Raw genomic sequence first — 17,940 nt, forward strand, 5'->3', positions numbered from 1 at the left:
TAATAACTCTTGCCTTGAGCGAGAGAAAAGAAATTCTTGAGAGCACAAGGAACGACAACTTCATAGAAATGATGTTGTAAGACATCGGGGTGTGGCTCAGTTTGGCTAGAGCGCCTGGTTTGGGACCAGGAGGCCGCAAGTTCGAATCTTGTCACCCCGACTGCTGTAACAACATTACCGTTTCAGCGTAAATGCGGGTGTAGTTCAATGGTAGAACACTAGCCTTCCAAGCTAGATACGTGGGTTCGATTCCCATCACCCGCTTCTCTGATGAAGAGAGATATGTGTCAGTAGCTCAGCTGGATAGAGCAACGGCCTTCTAAGCCGTGGGTCGGGGGTTCGAATCCCTTCTGACACGCTGTGGTGGGTATAGCGCAGTTGGTTAGCGCGCCAGATTGTGGCTCTGGAGGCCCAGGGTTCGAATCCCTGTATCCACCCTTTGCCTTTGGGCTATCGCCAAGCGGTAAGGCACAGCACTTTGACTGCTGCATTCGCTGGTTCGAATCCAGCTAGCCCAGTCCTATATGGAGCATTAGCTCAGTTGGTAGAGCACTTGACTTTTAATCAAGTTGTCCGGGGTTCGAATCCCCGATGCTTCACTTGCGAATGAGAACCGGAAGCCTTATGATTAGGGCATTCCGGTTTTTTAAATAATATATATGCGGATGTGGCGGAATTGGCAGACGCGCCAGATTTAGGTTCTGGTGTTTACGACGTGCAGGTTCAAGTCCTGTCATCCGCAGGAAATGAGGAATGATCTGGATCGGATTTTCGAGATGAAAATTAGATCGGGGTCATTTTTTTAATTTGTTTGTTGCTGTTCACTGGTAACGTTCCGTGAGGTGTTTTTTGTGAACTAAGTTCACAGAAAAACCGAGAGTTAAGTTTGCGCAGCAAACGCTACTTCTTGTGCTTGTCACAAGAAGGTTCGTCTTTCTGTGCACCGCGAAGCGCGTTACTGTGAACGGAGTGAACAGTAATGCCTTGATTTTACAGGACGGATTTGTTATAGTTTACACAACGAAGAAGCATGGAGGAATAATATGGACGTTGTTCAGTTTCAGGAGAAATTAAGGGATATTTGTGAGCTTGGAAAGCAGAATGGAAATATGCTGACTCATGAGCAGATCCGGGAGCATTTTGCAAGTACTGATCTCGAGACCAGTCAGATGTTAAAAGTACTGCAGTATCTGAAACTGCAGGGAATTATGATAGAGGGAGACACTGCCCCGGTGGAGACAGAGGAAGTGGCTGAGACGGAGCCGGAGTCAAAAGGAACCAGCATCCCGCTTACTTCAGAGGAAGAAGCATATCTGAAGGATTACCTGGCAGAGGTAAGCAACGGTAAGGAAGTAAGCCAGGAGATGCTTCACACACTGTTTGAGAATCTGGCAGATGGGGATGCCATTGCAGAGGCAGCTCTTACCAGCATTTATCTGCCGGTAGCAGCAAATATGGCCGCTGATATGAACTGTACAGAGATTCAACTTGCAGATCTGATTCAGGAGGCGAATGTGGTGCTGCTCACGGCTCTTTCCGACCCGGAGACAGAACGTAAAGATGATGCTTGGCTACGTCTTCAGCTTCGCAAGGGAATTATCGCTGCCATTGAGGAGCAGACACAGAAGAAATTCCAGGATGACTGTCTGGTAGCTAAGGTGGAGAAGCTGGAATCGGCAGTGAAGGATCTGACGGACGATGACGGGGAGAACCGTTTTACCATTGATGAGCTGGCGGTTATTCTCGATATGAATGTGGATGAGATCCGGGATATTCTGCGCCTTACAGGAGACGATAAATAATTATGGCAAGTGAAATACCGGGAAAATTATGGAGATAAGGCTATCCTGTCGGAAATGAAAAGAATGCTGTAGAATTGATGGAAACACCGGAGGTGATTTAAAAGTAAAAATCATCTTTGGTGTTTTTTTGTCTTTTCCGGATGTTTTGAAATTTACATTGAAATTTCACTGTACAAGTGTTACTATCATAAATAATAATCAAAATATTTTTGCGTGTAATAAATATTATTTGACAAATGAAAGGAGGATATATATGAATTTGGAAAAATATCAGCAGTATTCCAGAATTGCAAGAGGTTTGGAAAAGGCAGATCTGGTATTGAAGGATGCGAGGATTGTGAACGTTTTTACTGAAGAGATCATCCGCGGAGACATTGCCATACAGGATGGGATTATAGCAGGAATTGGAAGTTTCCATGGAAAGGAAGAACGTGATCTGGCTGGCAGATATGTATGTCCGGGATTTATTGACAGCCATCTTCATCTGGAATCTACACTGGTTACACCGGCTGAACTGGTAACGGTTGCCTCCAGGCACGGAACCACTACTTTTATCGTGGATCCCCATGAATCAGCCAATGTGTCCGGTCTGGCAGGAATTGATTATATTCTGGATCAAACCGAAGATGTGAAAGCAAATGTATATGTGATGATGCCATCCTGTGTTCCTGCTACTGCCATTGATGATAATGGATGCACTCTTACTGCTGAAGATATGGCTCCTTACCTTCATAACAGCCGGATTCTTGGACTTGGAGAAGTAATGGACAGCATTTCTGTGGTACAGGGAGATAAGACCATGCATGACAAGCTGGAGCTGTTTGAGGGCAGAATCCGTGATGGTCACGCTCCGTTTCTGGAAGAGGGAGATCTTCAGGCATATGCCATGGCAGGGATTGCTACAGACCATGAGTGCAGCTTCTTTGATTATGCCATGCGAGAACGGCGGAACGGTCTTACCATTCTTGTAAGGGAAGGCAGCGCTGCCCGAAATCTGGAGGCGCTTGTTGGCGGTCTGGTGCAGAGACATATGAATGGTGACGGATTCTGCTTCTGCACAGACGACAAGCATATTGAGGATATCCAGCGGGAAGGGCATATTGACCATAACGTGCGAAAAGCTATCCGTCTTGGCATGAATCCGGTTTCCGCTATTAAGATGGCAACCATTAATGCAGCTGACTGTTATGGACTGAAAGACAAGGGTGCAGTGGCACCCGGCAGACAGGCAGATCTTTTGGTTCTTTCGGATCTTGTCAGTGTGACCATAGAAGACGTGTACTTTAAAGGTCAATTGGTGGATAAAAATGCAAAGATTGTTATAAAGCCGTGTGCCCCTGAATTGAAAAATACAGTGCATGTGGCTGAATTTTCCAGCGAGGCATTTCAGCTGGAGTCTGCAGATGGAATCTTTCCGGTGATTCTGGCAGAAGAAGGACAGATTACTACCAGAAAGGGAACTCTGAACGCAGGGGATGGTCCTTGCAAATTCCAGTCCGATGACGATTATCAGAAGATTGCAGTTGTAGAACGTCATAAGATGACAGGGAAAATCGGCTGCGGCGTGATCGGAGGTTTTGGTATCCGCGGTGGAGCAATTGCGTCCAGTGTATCCCATGATTCCCACAATATTATTGTGATCGGAGATAATGATGAGGACATGGAGCTTGCTGTGCGGGAGCTGATGCGTACTCAGGGAGGCTATACGATCGTAGAGAATCATAAAGTATTTGACACTCTTGCCCTTCCTGTAATGGGACTGATGAGTGATAATGGTTTTGAGAAAGACAATGAGACTCTTGGGCGAATGATCCATAAAGCTCATGAAATGGGTGTGAAAGACGGTCATGATCCGTTTATTACGCTGTCCTTTATGGCTTTGCCGGTTATTCCGCAGATCCGAATTACACCGAGAGGCGTTTTTGATGTGGAAGCGTGGAAGTTTTTATAAGATACCAGGATTGCGGGAGTGCAATACACGAGACGGTTGTCTTGTTTTGAACGAAACCCCGAAACCTATTTAAGAACTGTGACGGAATATAAACCCGTAGATTTTCAGCCCTCTGCCTTTTCATTGGCAGAGGGCCGTTTTTTGCTTAACAGTTATTGAGCATCCCTTAATTGCTCTACAACACTGCATTTCGCTGCGTTGTCATACATCATGCAAGGAATCAGCCACCCCAGCAGAAGAAATACCGGAATTGTCAGCAGGACAGGCAGAATGGTGAATCGATACTCAAAGAACCAGAACATACTGCCCAGCATTTTTCCCGCAAGAGGTCCCACCGCCAGCGACAAAATAAAGGCCGCCGCTACAGAAGACATTGCGTAAAACAACCCCTCGTAGATCAGCATGGTTTTGAGCTGCCGGTTCGTCATTCCTACAGCCTGAAGCACAGCAAATTCACGGCGGCGGGAAAGAATACCGGTCATCATGGCGTTGAAGAAATTTAAGAGTCCCACCAGCCCAATGATAGCACAGAGGATACCACCTATCAGAAGGAACATCTGCCGGAACTGAGCAAATTCAGAGCGAGCCGTGGCTTTGCTTTCATACATCAAGGGCGAAAACTCACCGGCAGTGAGCTTCGATAGATATTGCTCTGCTTCGGCCTCGTCAACTTCGTCCGCTGTGTCGAACAGGTAGAGCATCGGAATGGCTGCACCACCGCTGTCCCTCTGTGCGGTGTCCACAGACAAAACTGCGTCATATCCAATACCACCATAACGATAACTCATGGAATTCGGAAGTTCTACCAAGGCGCAGACCGTGTACTCTACATCTCTGGCTCCATACAATTTTGCCTGAAAGTACTCCTCCGGTGTATCTTCGGTGCGGAGTTCCCCGGTGCGGCTGTCGATATATTTCACATCATCCGCATAGGTAGCGGTAATCGTGTCCCCCACCTTGGGGTAGTATTCAGGATTGAGCAGATTGCCGTAATCATCCAAAGAAACCGCAATGGCAATAGCGTTATTGTTTGGCTCCAGCATAGGAGAAATATCTCCGTCGAGCACTTGCAGCTTGTCAAACAGACTGTTATCCAGAGCCTCGATTCTGGTATCTCCCATCACCATATTGCCCCGGTGCTCCAGACGGCTCATATGGCTGTCCAACTGCTCAGCACTTTCGTACCTTGCATAGTCCTGCCGCAGAGCATCCTCCGTCATCCACAGGTATGCGGGTTTTCGCACAGCATATCCCGTGCCGGAAAGATTGGCCTTTGTGTTTGCTGCGATCTCTTCGATTTGTTCTGGCGTGATGAATTCATCTGCCGGGTTGTAACGGAAATAGTCGGGCGTGCTGACGATAAAATCGGCGCAGGTCATGGAGGATACATACTTCTCCATGCTGAAGCCTCCCACAAAGGCACACAGCGCATTGAACAGTGTCACCGACAGTGCCAGAGACACCACCACCAGCACCGTCTTTTTCTTGTTTCGTCCCAGATTGGCAAAGGCCATCTGATGGAGCTTGGCTCCCCGGGTGCTGCGCTGTTTTTTCTTAGTCTGCATTGCATCCGTATATTTGGTAGCCTCTACCGGAGAGACCCTGGCTGCCATTTTTCCGGGCTTGGAACAGGACAAAAGCACCGTCAACAGGGCAAACAGCATGGAACCAAGGAAGATCACAGACGAAGTGCTGATGGTGGTGATGCCTGCATCCAACTGGGTGGAGCGCAAGACAACAGGTACCAGAACAGCGCCGATGCCGTAGCCCAGCAACAGTCCTGCCGGAATGCCGATCAGACAAAGTAGAAGTGCCTGCTGGCGAATGATACGTTTGAGCTGCCGGGGCGTTGTGCCAATGGTTTTCAGAAGTCCGTAAAACCGGATATCCCCTGCAACAGAGATCTGAAAAATGTTATAGATGATAAGATACCCCGTGAAAATCACCAGCAGCAAAAAAGCTGCTATGGCGATCATCAGCTCTGGATCGAGCTGTGACTCCAGCTGGGATGAGGTATATCCCCAGTTGACGCCGATCCGGACGCTGTTGGGATCGGTATAGCTGTCCCATGTGTAGCCAAGATCGGTATCCACCTGCTCCATCTGCCCTTGAATATTTGTGCTGGAGGCCAGCATGACATTCAAATCGGTGCGGAAAGGCTGTAACCCTGTTTTCACTGCCTGCGCTTCGATGTCATCTGCGTAATCACGGCTGATGTTGATGTAATGAACAGGCATTAGTTCATCATAGTCCCAATAGCCCACCAGCGTAAAGGTATCTGTTACAGTAAAGGCGGTTTGATCCTTGTCCGTGATGGAATAGGAAACCGTGACCTCGGCGCCCAGCTCCGGCGTTACGCCAAGCAGCTGCAACGCTGCCGTATCCATGGCTACTTCTTTGCCGCTTTCGGGCATCCGCCCGGTAGTAGGGGTGGCATAGCTCCATTTGGTGCAGTTGGCATCCATGTAGCTGATCTCTGCAGGCGTTTTGGAAAAGACACCATCCACAGTGATGCCGATCACCTTCCGTGCCCCCGCAGCCTTCACCTTTGGGTGGGCAGCGATACGTTCCGCCTGCTCGGGGGAAACATCTTTAAAGGTACCGTGTGCATAGCCACCTACCTGCCGAAACTGGTAGGTTTCATAACTGGCGTTCAACGACAAGACAATGGTGAACATGGACGTAAATAGCATCGTTGTCAGCGCAATGGCAAAAATGGCGATCAGATTGCGGCGGCGGTTCGCATAAAGGGATTTTAAGCTGAGCTTTCGAATACATTTTCTGTTTTTGACATTCATCGTAGCCACCTCCCGTTAGTTCTGGGAGACGATCCGACCGTCTTCGATACGGATAATGCGGTCTGCCATCTGCGCAATTTCTTCGTTGTGGGTAATCATTACGATTGTCTGGGCGAACTTTTGACTGGTTACTTTCAAAAGGCTCAATACATCCTGGCTGGTTTTGGAATCCAGATTACCTGTCGGTTCATCTGCCAGAATGATAGCGGGTGCTGCCGCCAGCGCACGGGCGATTGCCACACGCTGCTGCTGACCGCCCGAAAGCTGATTGGGCAGGGCATCCAGACGCTCATCCAGCCCAAGGGTCTGCACGATCTGCTGTACGAAATCCTTGTTGACCTTGCCGCCGTCCAGCTCAATGGGTAGAACGATATTTTCATACACATTCAGCACCGGAACAAGATTATATGCTTGGAACACAAAGCCTATTTTTCTGCGGCGGAAGATGGTCAAGGCTTCATCCTTCAGGGAGAAAATATCCTGTCCGTCCACCATGACCGTGCCGCTTGTAGGGCGATCCAGCCCGCCCAGCATATGCAGCAGTGTGGATTTGCCGGAGCCGGATGTGCCGACAATCGCCACAAATTCACCTTTCTGCACACTTAAATCCACTCCGTCCAACGCATGAACCGCATTATTGCCGGAGCCATAAATTTTTCTCAGGTTTTTTGCCTGTAAAACTTCCATAAACGAGTACCTCCATGAAAAAATCTGTATGTATGCAAAGAAATCATCCTTTGATACATACAGATTATCGCATAGGATTCTTTCCACATTCTTTCCAGCGGAAAATGAAATCTAACAGTTTTGAAAGAATGGATGCTATTTCGGCAGAAATATGGAAAACGTACTTCCTTTTCCCGGAACGGAAGCGACCTTGATATAACCGTCCTCGCCGGATATGATCTGTCGGGCAAGGTATAAGCCGATGCCTACACCTTCTTGTTTCCGCACACTATTTGAGCGGTAAAAGCGAGCAAATATCTTCGCTTGCTCGCTTTCCGAAATGCCCGAACCGGTATCCGATATATCGATCCTTGCAAACATTTCATAGCTTACAGCAGAAATCCTGATTGTGCCATGCTCTGTATATTTGATGGCATTATCTACGATATTAGCCAGTGCTTCCGCTGTCCATTTGAAGTCGAATACAGCAAAAGCATCGGTATCTTGCAGTTGCAAAGACAATCCTTTTTCAGAAACCTTGGCGGCATATTGTTCTGCAATACCTTGAAGCAGTGGCTGTAATGCTGAGCGCTGCGGCGATAGTGAAATAATTCCGTTTTCCAGCCGGGACAGCTTTACAAGCGAGTCAATCAAAAATCGCAATTTCTCCGATTGATTGTACAGTGCCTCCATATTTGCCTTCGCCGATACAGGCAGAGTTTCCTCCATCAAAAGCTCGCTGTATAACAGCAGGTTTGCAATCGGCGTTTTTGTCTGGTGGGAGATGTCCGCAATCAAGGTCTTAATTCTGTCCTTCTCCTGTGCTACATTTCGAGAGGAAGTTTCTGCTGCGGAAAGATAGTGTGCAAACTTTGTTTCCAAAGCAGACAGCTGGCTTTCATCAAAAGTGGCTTCAGAAAAGGAGCCGGTCATGGCAGCGTCCAGCATCCTTTCGATTTCTTCTATCGTTTTTCTGACCTTTCTCCGCTCCCATAATACAGTAGCTATCGCCGCCAGAAAACATAGCAGTATGATCACAATGCCGGTTTTATTCATCTTTTGTCACCCAGCTATAACCGATTCCATAGATGGTTTTAATGTATTTCTGTGCACCAAGCTTATCCCTCAGACGCTTGATCGTAACAGACAAAGCATTTTCATCCACATATTCTGCGCCATCTGTCCAGATCCGGTCGACAAGGTCTCCACGGGTCATGGTTCGACCACGGTTTTCAACAAGCAGACGCAGTAATTTTTGTTCTGTTTTACTCAATTCCACTTTTGAATCTCCCACATAAAAGGTCATAGCCTCAAAGTCAAAGTGAAATAGATCCATATGGAACGGCGCATTTTTTTGGTTTGACGCTTGCTTTCGCAGTTGGGTATTCACCCTTGCCCGCAAAACCGAAAGAGAAAAGGGCTTGGTAATGTAATCATCAGCGCCCCGCTCCAGTCCGTCTACGATGTCCAGATCAGTGTCATTGGCAGTCAGCAGAATAACAGGAACTCCGGGCAGGTTTTTCTTGACCTCCCGGAGCAGCTCAAGCCCACTGCCATCTGGTAGATTGATATCCAGCAGGATCAGGGATACACTACCGCAAAGCAATTGCTCTCTTGCCGCTTTTAGCTCATGGCAGGATATAATTTGACGGTCATCTGCTTTTAGTGCTTTACTTAAACCTTGATTCAACCCTATATCATCTTCAATAATCAATAATTGTTCCATGTATCTCACTCCCTCGTTATTCAAAGGCCGCCATCATTTCCTTGGGCAATTTTTCGTTCTCACAGTTCAGAAGATAGGCTATTGGCTATTGCTCTGTTTGCAAATTTGTTTGTTTTCGCTGTATCCCAATCAGCAAGCCGGATGATCTATGCTGTGCCGTTTTTTTACTTTCTTAATTGTATCATGCTAATGTAAAGAAATCCATATTCTCTAAAAAGTTGTCCTGTTTTTTGAAACAGGGTTGTTACTGTTCACTGGTAACATTCCGCGAGGCGTTTTTTGTGAACAAAGTTCACAGAAAACCCGAGAATTGCGGCGCGAAATCATGCGAATGCATGATTTCTGTGCATCGCGAAGCGCGTTACTGTGAACGGAGTGAACAGTAACACAGGGTTAGCCCCTGAACAGCAACAAGGCATTAATAAGAACTGAAAAACATAAAAAAACATCTTGATTTTCATGAATACTTATGATATGATATCGCTCAAAGAAAAGGGAGTAGCGGCCATGAAGAGATAAAAGGAAATCCATTTTTTCTGAATGGTGCATAAATGCGTCAGAACGGTAGATGAAACTACCCGCATTATGAGATAATCAGCGAGACTTTTATTTCAGGCATTATAACAGTGCCTGGGATAAAAGTCTTTTTTTTCCCTTTTTGAACGCTTTACAACTATTGTTAGTAAGAGAGATGGAGGAGAAAAATGAGTAAGCGAAATGGAAAAATGAAATATCTGGCAATCGGTGCTATTGGGCTTATAGCGGCAGGGGGATTGGCTCTGGATACAACTTACCAGATTCAGGAGCAGGAACAGGCAGTACTCACAACCTTTGGAGTGCCAAAGGCAGTGAATGAAACGGGATTACATTTCAAAGTCCCTTTTGTACAGCAGGTGCAGAAGGTAAATACCACGATCCAGGGATTTCCAATAGGATACAGTATGGGGAACAATGCGGTGGTGGAAAATGAAGGAATCATGATCACTTCGGATTACAATTTTATTGATGTGGATTTCTTTGTAGAATATCGAATTTCAGAACCTGTAAAATACCTTTACACCTCTGAGCAGCCGGAAGAGATTTTAAAAAATATTGCGCAAAGCTGTATCCGAACTGTAATAGCAAGCTATAACGTGGATGAGGTTCTGACCACCGGAAAAGGAGAAATCCAGAGCAAGATCAAAGAAATGATTTTGAATCAGATGGAGGAACAGGATCTGGGAATTCAATTGGTCAACATAACAATACAGGATTCCGAGCCGCCTACTGAAGAAGTGATGAAAGCATTTAAAGAGGTGGAAACTGCGAAACAGGGAAAAGAAACGGCGCTTAACAATGCTAATAAATACAGGAACGAAAAGCTTCCCGAAGCGCAGGCCCAGGCAGACCAGATTATTCAGGATGCGGAGGCACAAAAACAGGTGAGGATCAATGAGGCAGAAGCTGAGGTGGCAAGATTTAATGCAATGTATGAGGAATATGTGAAGAATCCGGAGACCACAAAAATGCGAATGTTCTATGAAACCATGGAAGATGTGCTGCCTGGTATGAAGATTGTGATCGACAACGGAAGTGGCGTGGAAAAGATATTGCCGCTGGATTCTTTTTCCGGAGACTGGAAAACAGAAGAAGATACAAGTGAAGAAACTAAGTGAAGTTAAGATAAGTATCTGATAGAAAGGATAAAAAATTATGAAAATGAAAAAAGCGGCACTTATAGCAGGCATTCTCGGAGCAGTAATAATCGGTTCTTCCATAACTATAACCCAACAAAATGAATACAAGCTGATCCGTCAGTTTGGTAAAGTTGACAGAGTGATCTGCGAACCGGGAATCAGCTTTAAAATTCCATTGATAGAAAGAACACAGTCTTTACCAAAGGAAACGTTGTTATATGATTTGGAAGCATCTGATGTGATTACCAAGGACAAGAAAACCATGATCAGTGACAGCTATGTTTTGTGGAGAATCACAGATCCCCTTAAATTTGCACAGACTCTGAACTCTTCTTTGGAAAACAGCGAGAGCCGAATTAATACGGCCGTATATAATGCCACAAAAAATGTGATCAGCAGTCTTTCCCAGGACAGAGTGATCACAAGCCGTGACGGAGAATTATCGGATATGGTGATGGAAGCCATTGGAGATAATATGGAACAATATGGAATAGAGCTGATTAAATTTGAAACAAAGCAGCTGGATCTGCCGGACGATAATAAGGCTGCTGTGTATGAGAGAATGATCTCAGAGCGTGATAATATTGCTGCTACATATAAAGCAGAAGGCGATTCAGAAGCAAAAGTAATCCAGAACAAGACGGATAAGGAAGTGACCATTCAGATTTCAGATGCGAAGAAGCAGGCTGAGATTTTGAAGGCAGAAGGGGAACAGGAATATATGAAAATTCTTTCCCAGGCTTATGGGGAAGATGAGAGAAGTGAATTTTATTCCTTCGTAAGAAGTCTTGAAGCACTGAAAGCTTCTATGCAAGGAGAAAACAAGACCGTTATTTTGTCATCGGATTCCCCGATTGCTCAGATTTTTGAGGGAAAATAATAAAAATTCTTGCATCTGCCGGTATTGACGTATATCATAAGGTACATAAGGAGTGACAAAAGATGGCGATAGTGAGAAAACACATATATTTTTCCGGGCAGGTGCAGGGCGTTGGATTTCGTTACCGTGCCAAAAATGCGGCGAGAGCCAATGATCTTACCGGCTGGGTGGACAATCTGTGGGATGGCAGAGTGGAAATGGAAGTCCAGGGAGAGCTTTCCGGAATTGAGCGTATGATTCAGGAAATCGAGATGGGAAGTTTCATCCGGATTGAGAATTATCAGATGGAAGACCTGCCTGTGGATGAAAGGGAGTGGAGCTTTTATTCGAAATAAAAAGGGATGCCAGGAGCAATGGGAATTTTGCTTCTGGTATTTTTTTGTGTAATAGGAATATTACGGAGTAATTTCCTATTACACAAAAAACGCTCCGCGAGCAAATAGCAAAGCGGATATTGAAAAAACAGGATTGACATTCAGAAACATGCCCCTTATAATTAGTTCGTGCACGAACAGTTCGAACCCGAACAGTTCGCACATGAACTATTTTGTATGGAAGTATATGAAAGAAGGGAAAGATGGAGAAAAAGAAGAAAACTGGTCCTGATGAGTGCTGCAGGGCGGAACGGCAAATAGGGTATGAGGTTCGTACTCTCAATCAGGTAATTGGGCGTCTGGTGAATTCGTATCAGTCCAAGGTGGATGAAAAAGCCGGAATTAACCGCATGCAGGGGTGGATCATTGGTTATCTGTACCGACATTCAGAAGAGGCTGTTTTCCAGAAAGACCTGGAAGCAGAATTTCAGATGGCGCGTTCTACTGCTTCAGGAATCCTTCAGGCAATGGAGAAGAAAGGGCTTATTACCAGAGAACCTATTCCAAGAGATGCCAGACTGAAGCGTCTGGTGCTTACAGAAAAGGGAATGGAATTTCAGATGGAAATTATGGAGAATTTTGACCGGATCCAGAAAGTATTGAAGTCTGACATTCCCCAGGAAAAACTGGAATGCTTTATGGAAGTTCTGGACATAATCCGGGAAAATGCCCAAAGAGAGTGCTGTCTGCGGGATGAAAACTAACAAAAAAGAAAGGGGAGAACCTGATGATAAAGACATTACTTGCCCAGGTAAAGGAGTTTAAGAAGGCCTCCTTCCTCACACCGGTATTTATGATACTGGAGGTTGTGGTGGAGACAATGATTCCTCTTGTAATGGCAGATATGATCGACAACGGTGTGGAAACCGGTAATATCAGTTATCTTTACAGAAAGGGTGCCATTATGGCGCTTCTTGCTGTTGCAGGACTTGTTACCGGTATTCTTGGGGGAAAATATGGAGCATACGCATCCTCCGGCTTTGCCCGTAATCTTCGTAAAGCAATGTATACTAACATTCAGACATTTTCATTTTCAAACATTGACAAGTTCAGTACTGCAAGTCTGATCACACGTCTGACTACAGATGTGACCAACCTGCAGAATGCATACCAGATGATCCTGCGTATGTGTACCCGTGCCCCGGCCAGTCTGATCTGTGCCATGGCGATGGCGTTTATGATCAATGCAAGGGTTGCCAGCATTTACCTTATTGCCGTTATTTTTCTTGGATGTTTTCTCGTATTTATTATGAAAAAGGCGACTAAGTATTTCCGGGAAGTATTTGAAAAATATGACGATTTAAATGCCAGCGTGCAGGAGAATATCAGCGCAGTCCGCGTTGTGAAGGCTTATGTACGTGAAGAATATGAGACCACTAAGTTTCAGAAAGCCTGCAATAAAGTTTACGAAATGTTTGTAAGAGCTGAAAAACTGGTAGTTATGAATATGCCGGTTATGCAGTTTACAGTATATGCATGTATTCTTGGAATCAGCTGGCTGGGTGCGAATATGATCGTTGGCGGCAGTCTGACTACAGGTGAATTGATGAGTCTTCTTACATATTGTATGAATATTCTTATGAGCCTTATGATGCTTTCCATGGTATTTGTTATGGTCACCATGAGCGCAGCAAGTGCAGAGCGTGTAACTGAGGTTATCAATGAAACAGCAGATCTTCATGATCCGCAGGATCCGGTTATGGAAGTTGCAGACGGAAGTATTGAATTTGATCATGTGGATTTCAGCTATAAGAAGGACAGTAAGGAGCCGGTGCTGAAGGATATCAATCTTTCTATCCGCGCAGGAGAAACTATTGGTATTATCGGTGGAACCGGAAGTGCCAAGTCCAGTCTGGTAAACCTGATCAGCCGTCTTTATGATGTGAGCTCCGGATCAGTGAAAGTTGGCGGCGTGGATGTGCGTGACTACCATATGGATAGTCTGCGTAACCAGGTAGCAGTTGTACTTCAGAAGAATGTGCTGTTTTCCGGTACCATTCTGGAGAATCTGCGCTGGGGAAATAAAGAGGCTTCGGAGAAAGAGTGCCGCAGAGCGTGTCAGCTTTCCTGTGCGGATGACTTCATTGAGAAAATGCCGGACAAATACAATACTTATATTGAGCAGGGCGGAACCAATGTTTCCGGCGGTCAGAAACAGCGTCTGTGTATCGCCAGAGCTCTTCTTAAGAAACCCAAAGTACTGATTCTGGATGATTCCACAAGTGCGGTAGATACTGCCACAGATGCACGTATCAGAAGAGCTTTTGCAGAAGAAATTCCGGATACTACCAAGCTGATCATTGCACAGCGTATTTCCAGTATTCAGAGTGCGGACAGGATCATTGTCATGGATGAGGGAAAAATCAGCGGATTTGGAACTCATGAGGAACTAATGAAAACCAATGCCATTTATCAGGAGGTTTATAATTCACAGATAAAGGGTGGTGGAGATTTTGATGAGAATAGAGGAGGTGAGCAGGCATGAGCAATGAAAGACCGATAAAGAAGCCAGGCCGCAGCGGGGCAGCCTTCCGTTCAGGCCCTATGGTAGAGAATCAGGGCAAGATGCTTGGAAGACTGATGGGGTATATTTTTAAGAACTACAGGATCCATATTATTGTAGTTGTGATCGGCATTGTGGTAAGTGTTCTTGCCAATGTGCAGGGAACCATGTTTATGAAGACTTTGATTGACCAGTATATCATGCCTATGCTTCAATCTGAGACTCCGGATTTCCATCCTCTTGCAATGGCAATTCTTCGTGTAGCCTGTTTTTATGCAATTGGGGTGGCGTGCACATATACGTACAACCGTCTGATGATCTATGTCAGTCAGGGCACCCTACGCAATCTTCGAAATGAGATGTTTGAGCGCATGGAAACACTTCCTGTTAAATATTTTGATACACATGCACATGGCGATATCATGTCTATCTACACCAATGATATTGATACACTGCGCCAGATGATCAGCCAGAGTATTCCACAGCTGATCTCCAGTGTGATTACCATTGTCAGTGTATTGGTAAGTATGCTTATTTTGAATGTGCCTCTTACCATCGTGACTCTGGTCATGGTTGGAGTGATGCTGGTGGCAAGTAAGAATCTTGCAGGACTCAGCGGCAAGTATTTCATGGAGCAGCAGAAGAATCTTGGTATTGTAAATGGTTACATCGAGGAAATGATGGAAGGCCAGAAGGTTGTAAAGGTATTCTGCCATGAGGAAGAAAGCCTTGAGAAGTTTAATGAGCTGAATGACCAGCTGTTTGAGAGCGCGAATAATGCCAATAAATTTGCAAACGTGCTGATGCCTACCTGTGCACAGATTGGGAATATCAGCTATGTGCTGTGTGCCATTGTTGGCGGCGTGCTGGCAGTAAATGGTGTGGGTGGATTTACTCTTGGCGGCCTGGCAAGTTTTCTTACTTTTAACAAGAGCTTCAGCCAGCCGATCAACCAGGTAAGCCAGCAGTTTAACAGTATTGTTATGGCACTTGCCGGAGCGAAGCGTATCTTCGACCTTCTGGACGAGAAGCCGGAGGTAGATGACGGATATGTGACCCTGGTAAATGTGAAAGAAGAGAATGGTAAGCTGGTTGAGTCCAAGAAACGTACAGGACGCTGGGCATGGAAGCATTTTCACAAAGCCACTGGCAAAACAGATTATATCGAATTGAAAGGTGATATTGTTCTGGATGGCGTTGACTTCGGATATCGTGATGACAAGATCGTGCTTCACGATGTGAAGATGTATGCGAAGCCAGGACAGAAAATTGCATTTGTCGGCTCCACGGGTGCCGGTAAGACGACAATTACCAATCTTCTGAATCGTTTCTATGATATTCAGGATGGTAAGATCCGTTATGATGGCATCAATATAAATAAGATCAAAAAGGGTGATCTGAGACGTTCCATGGGTATCGTTCTTCAGGATACTAATCTGTTTACTGCTACCGTTATGGAGAATATCCGTTATGGAAAACTGGATGCCACAGATGAGGAAGTTATTGCAGCTGCCAGGCTGGCGAATGCGGATGGCTTTATCCGAAGACTGCCGGATGGTTATCATACTATGCTTCGCAATAATGGTGCTAATTTAAGCCAGGGACAGAGACAGCTGCTTGCAATCGCCAGGGCGGCAGTAGCAGATCCGCCGGTTCTGATCCTGGATGAGGCTACCAGCTCTATTGATACCCGTACAGAGAAGCTTGTACAGGATGGTATGGATAAGCTGATGGAAGGCAGAACTACATTTGCAATTGCACATAGGTTATCCACAGTCAGAAACAGTGACTGTATTATGGTTCTGGAGCAGGGACGTGTTATTGAGAGAGGCTCTCATGATGAGTTAATTGCGCAGAAAGGTAAATATTATCAGCTGTATAATGGGTGATATGGGGTAAATAAGTAAGAGGTAACGTTTGGAAGGTTCAAGCGTTACCTCTTACTTTTGGTTTTGGAAGATTTAGAGCGTGTTTGAAAAAGGCTTTCTGCAAGAATTTTTCAAACAGGCTCTAGAGCGCGTTATTTTTCACTGGCAGTTTCTTTCTGCGGCAACTGGGCAAGAACGATAGCCCCGAACATTACCACACAACCGATGATTTCCCGGGTGCTTAATTTCTGTCCTAAGATAATCCAGCCGGCGAGGACAGAGATGCAGGATTCCAGACTGAGAATCAGGGAGGCTACGGTTGGGTTCATATTTTTCTGGCCCACGATCTGGAGGGTGTAGGCGACACCGCAGGACATAACGCCGGCATAGAGAGTAGCGCCCCAGGCACCACTGAATGAAGAAAGATTGGGATGCTCCAGAATTATGGCTGGGATAGCAGTGAGGATTCCGCAGACCAGAAACTGGATGCAAGACATTTTTACTCCATCTGTCTTTGGTGAAAAGTAATCAATGACCAGAATGTGCAGGGAAAACAGGAAAGCACAGATCAGGACCAGAAAGTCTCCCTTTCCAATGGAAAAGCCGTCTGTGATGCAAAGCAGATAGAGACCAATCAGTGCCATTACAACCGCAACCCAGATAAAAGGACTGCATTTCTTTTTCATAAAAAGTCCAAGGATCGGGACGATGATAATGTAGCATGCAGTGAGAAAACCTGCTTTTCCAACGGAGGTGTACTGGATACCAAACTGTTGGAAGTTGGAAGCAAGACACAGGCAGATACCGCAGATTATGCCGCCGGCAATTAAGGTTTTGTTGCGGGAAAATGGATTTGAACCGCTGGATGCCATTGGCTGTCTGTCGGATTCTGTGAAATCAGCTGAATTGCTCTGTGGATTTATTTTATTGAGCAGTAAAATAACCGGGATCAGCACCAGAGAACCGATAATGTTTCTTGTGGCATTGAAAGTGAGAGGGCCGACAGCTTCACCGCCCTCACTTTGTGCTACAAAGGCGATTCCCCAGATCGTTGCTGTCAAAAGGAGAATCAGTGAATTTTTTAATGGTATTTGTTGTTTTTTCATAATGGATTATCCCCTCGTAAAATTTACAAAAATGCCCTCCTTTAACAGGAGGGGCATCATCGTTTAAATTATCTTTCCATCATGCTGATGGATTCAATTCCTACACTTCCACCTCGGACTACTTCGATGCGGCCGAATTCTTCTTTGATCAGTTTGACAACTGCATCATTTTTGGTCGCTGTCTGTACGAATTCCAGAAGCAGGCTGTCTTTACCGTAATCAATGACTCTGGCTTTGAAAGTCTCAGCAATCTGGAATAATTCAACTTTGTCCTCAGAAGAGCAGTTAAAAACCTTGATGTAAAGAATCTCTTTCATGCGGACGAACATATTGGTGAAATCAATAACTTTGATGACTTCTACCATTCGGTTCAGCTGTTTCTTGATCTGTTCGAACGTTTCATCGTCGCTTACAGTTCCGATGGTCATTCGGGAAACGGTAGGATCCTCTGTAGTACCAACGGTGAGGCTGTCCAGGTTATAGCTTTTGCCGGAGAAAAGTCCGGAAATCTTGGACAGAACACCTACCTGGTTTTCTACGTAGAGGGAAATCCATCTTTTTTTCATGCCTTTATCTGCCATTGGATAAAC

14 protein-coding genes and 7 tRNA genes are annotated in these 17,940 nt (G+C 45.5%); 15 read left to right on the plus strand and 6 right to left on the minus strand.

Annotated features, from left to right (window positions below; translation table 11 throughout):
• Positions 1 to 85: 85 nt before the first annotated feature.
• The 9 genes from AB5706_RS08620 (at position 86) to ade (ending at position 3,753) form a co-directional block, all read left to right on the plus strand.
• Positions 86 to 160 (plus strand) — tRNA-Pro (locus AB5706_RS08620).
• Positions 161 to 193: 33 nt separating this feature from the next.
• Positions 194 to 264 (plus strand) — tRNA-Gly (locus tag AB5706_RS08625).
• A 20-nt stretch (positions 265 to 284) separates the two neighbouring features.
• Positions 285 to 358, plus strand: a tRNA-Arg gene (locus AB5706_RS08630).
• Positions 359 to 363: 5 nt separating this feature from the next.
• Positions 364 to 437: transfer RNA gene (locus AB5706_RS08635), tRNA-His, on the plus strand.
• A gap of 9 nt (positions 438 to 446) precedes the next feature.
• Positions 447 to 518 (plus strand) — tRNA-Gln (locus tag AB5706_RS08640).
• Positions 519 to 526: 8 nt separating this feature from the next.
• A tRNA-Lys gene (locus tag AB5706_RS08645) sits at positions 527 to 599 on the plus strand.
• Between the two features lie 62 nt (positions 600 to 661).
• A tRNA-Leu gene (locus tag AB5706_RS08650) sits at positions 662 to 742 on the plus strand.
• A gap of 301 nt (positions 743 to 1,043) precedes the next feature.
• Positions 1,044 to 1,802 (plus strand): RNA polymerase sigma factor region1.1 domain-containing protein, encoded by a 759-nt coding sequence (locus AB5706_RS08655; protein ID WP_173718880.1) that lies wholly within the window; start codon positions 1,044 to 1,046, stop codon positions 1,800 to 1,802.
• 253 nt (positions 1,803 to 2,055) lie between these two features.
• The gene (gene ade / locus AB5706_RS08660; RefSeq protein WP_342982019.1) at positions 2,056 to 3,753 is read left to right on the plus strand and encodes an adenine deaminase; all 1,698 of its coding nucleotides are present in this window, start codon (positions 2,056 to 2,058) and stop codon (positions 3,751 to 3,753) included.
• Positions 3,754 to 3,905: 152 nt separating this feature from the next.
• On the opposite strand, the gene AB5706_RS08665 is transcribed toward ade, so the two are convergent.
• The 4 genes from AB5706_RS08665 to AB5706_RS08680 form a co-directional block, all read right to left on the minus strand.
• Positions 3,906 to 6,551, minus strand: coding sequence for an ABC transporter permease (locus tag AB5706_RS08665; protein WP_173734923.1), 2,646 nt, complete (start codon positions 6,549 to 6,551; stop codon positions 3,906 to 3,908).
• A 15-nt stretch (positions 6,552 to 6,566) separates the two neighbouring features.
• A complete protein-coding gene (locus AB5706_RS08670) occupies positions 6,567 to 7,238 on the minus strand; it encodes an ABC transporter ATP-binding protein (RefSeq protein WP_148461754.1) in 672 nt (223 codons plus the stop codon).
• 135 nt (positions 7,239 to 7,373) lie between these two features.
• Positions 7,374 to 8,273 (minus strand): sensor histidine kinase, encoded by a 900-nt coding sequence (locus tag AB5706_RS08675; protein WP_368365991.1) that lies wholly within the window; start codon positions 8,271 to 8,273, stop codon positions 7,374 to 7,376.
• Complete coding sequence (locus AB5706_RS08680) at positions 8,266 to 8,943, minus strand: response regulator transcription factor (protein WP_173734921.1); 678 nt, start codon at positions 8,941 to 8,943, stop codon at positions 8,266 to 8,268. Before AB5706_RS08680 ends, AB5706_RS08675 begins: the two co-directional genes overlap by 8 nt.
• A gap of 704 nt (positions 8,944 to 9,647) precedes the next feature.
• Here AB5706_RS08680 and hflK point away from each other — a divergent pair.
• The 6 genes from hflK to AB5706_RS08710 all read left to right on the plus strand — a co-directional run bounded on the left by hflK (position 9,648) and on the right by AB5706_RS08710 (position 16,265).
• Complete coding sequence (gene hflK / locus AB5706_RS08685) at positions 9,648 to 10,598, plus strand: FtsH protease activity modulator HflK (RefSeq protein WP_173769614.1); 951 nt, start codon at positions 9,648 to 9,650, stop codon at positions 10,596 to 10,598.
• A gap of 37 nt (positions 10,599 to 10,635) precedes the next feature.
• Positions 10,636 to 11,499: a protease modulator HflC gene (hflC, locus tag AB5706_RS08690; RefSeq protein WP_118579775.1), complete on the plus strand. Its 864-nt coding sequence runs from the start codon at positions 10,636 to 10,638 to the stop codon at positions 11,497 to 11,499.
• A 62-nt stretch (positions 11,500 to 11,561) separates the two neighbouring features.
• On the plus strand, positions 11,562 to 11,834 hold the full coding sequence (locus AB5706_RS08695; protein WP_118579773.1) for an acylphosphatase: 273 nt from the start codon (positions 11,562 to 11,564) through the stop codon (positions 11,832 to 11,834).
• 242 nt (positions 11,835 to 12,076) lie between these two features.
• The gene (locus AB5706_RS08700; protein ID WP_173716161.1) at positions 12,077 to 12,577 is read left to right on the plus strand and encodes a MarR family winged helix-turn-helix transcriptional regulator; all 501 of its coding nucleotides are present in this window, start codon (positions 12,077 to 12,079) and stop codon (positions 12,575 to 12,577) included.
• A 23-nt stretch (positions 12,578 to 12,600) separates the two neighbouring features.
• Positions 12,601 to 14,358, plus strand: coding sequence for an ABC transporter ATP-binding protein (locus AB5706_RS08705; protein ID WP_173716160.1), 1,758 nt, complete (start codon positions 12,601 to 12,603; stop codon positions 14,356 to 14,358).
• A complete protein-coding gene (locus AB5706_RS08710) occupies positions 14,355 to 16,265 on the plus strand; it encodes an ABC transporter transmembrane domain-containing protein (protein ID WP_173716159.1) in 1,911 nt (636 codons plus the stop codon). The genes AB5706_RS08705 and AB5706_RS08710 overlap by 4 nt, the downstream gene beginning before the upstream one ends.
• A 131-nt stretch (positions 16,266 to 16,396) precedes the next feature.
• Here AB5706_RS08710 and AB5706_RS08715 read toward each other — a convergent pair whose 3' ends face one another.
• Together AB5706_RS08715 and ilvN are read right to left on the minus strand one after the other, a co-directional pair.
• Positions 16,397 to 17,350, minus strand: a complete 954-nt coding sequence (locus AB5706_RS08715) for a DMT family transporter (RefSeq protein ID WP_179988265.1) — start codon at positions 17,348 to 17,350, stop codon at positions 16,397 to 16,399.
• 68 nt (positions 17,351 to 17,418) lie between these two features.
• Positions 17,419 to 17,931 (minus strand): acetolactate synthase small subunit, encoded by a 513-nt coding sequence (ilvN, locus tag AB5706_RS08720; protein WP_118579761.1) that lies wholly within the window; start codon positions 17,929 to 17,931, stop codon positions 17,419 to 17,421.
• Positions 17,932 to 17,940: the final 9 nt, after the last annotated feature.

It is taken from the genome of Ruminococcus sp. RTP21484sp1_RTP21277st1_D2_RTP21277_210401, from assembly GCF_040924225.1.
Classification (GTDB): Bacteria; Bacillota; Clostridia; order Lachnospirales; family Lachnospiraceae; genus Blautia_A; species Blautia_A faecis.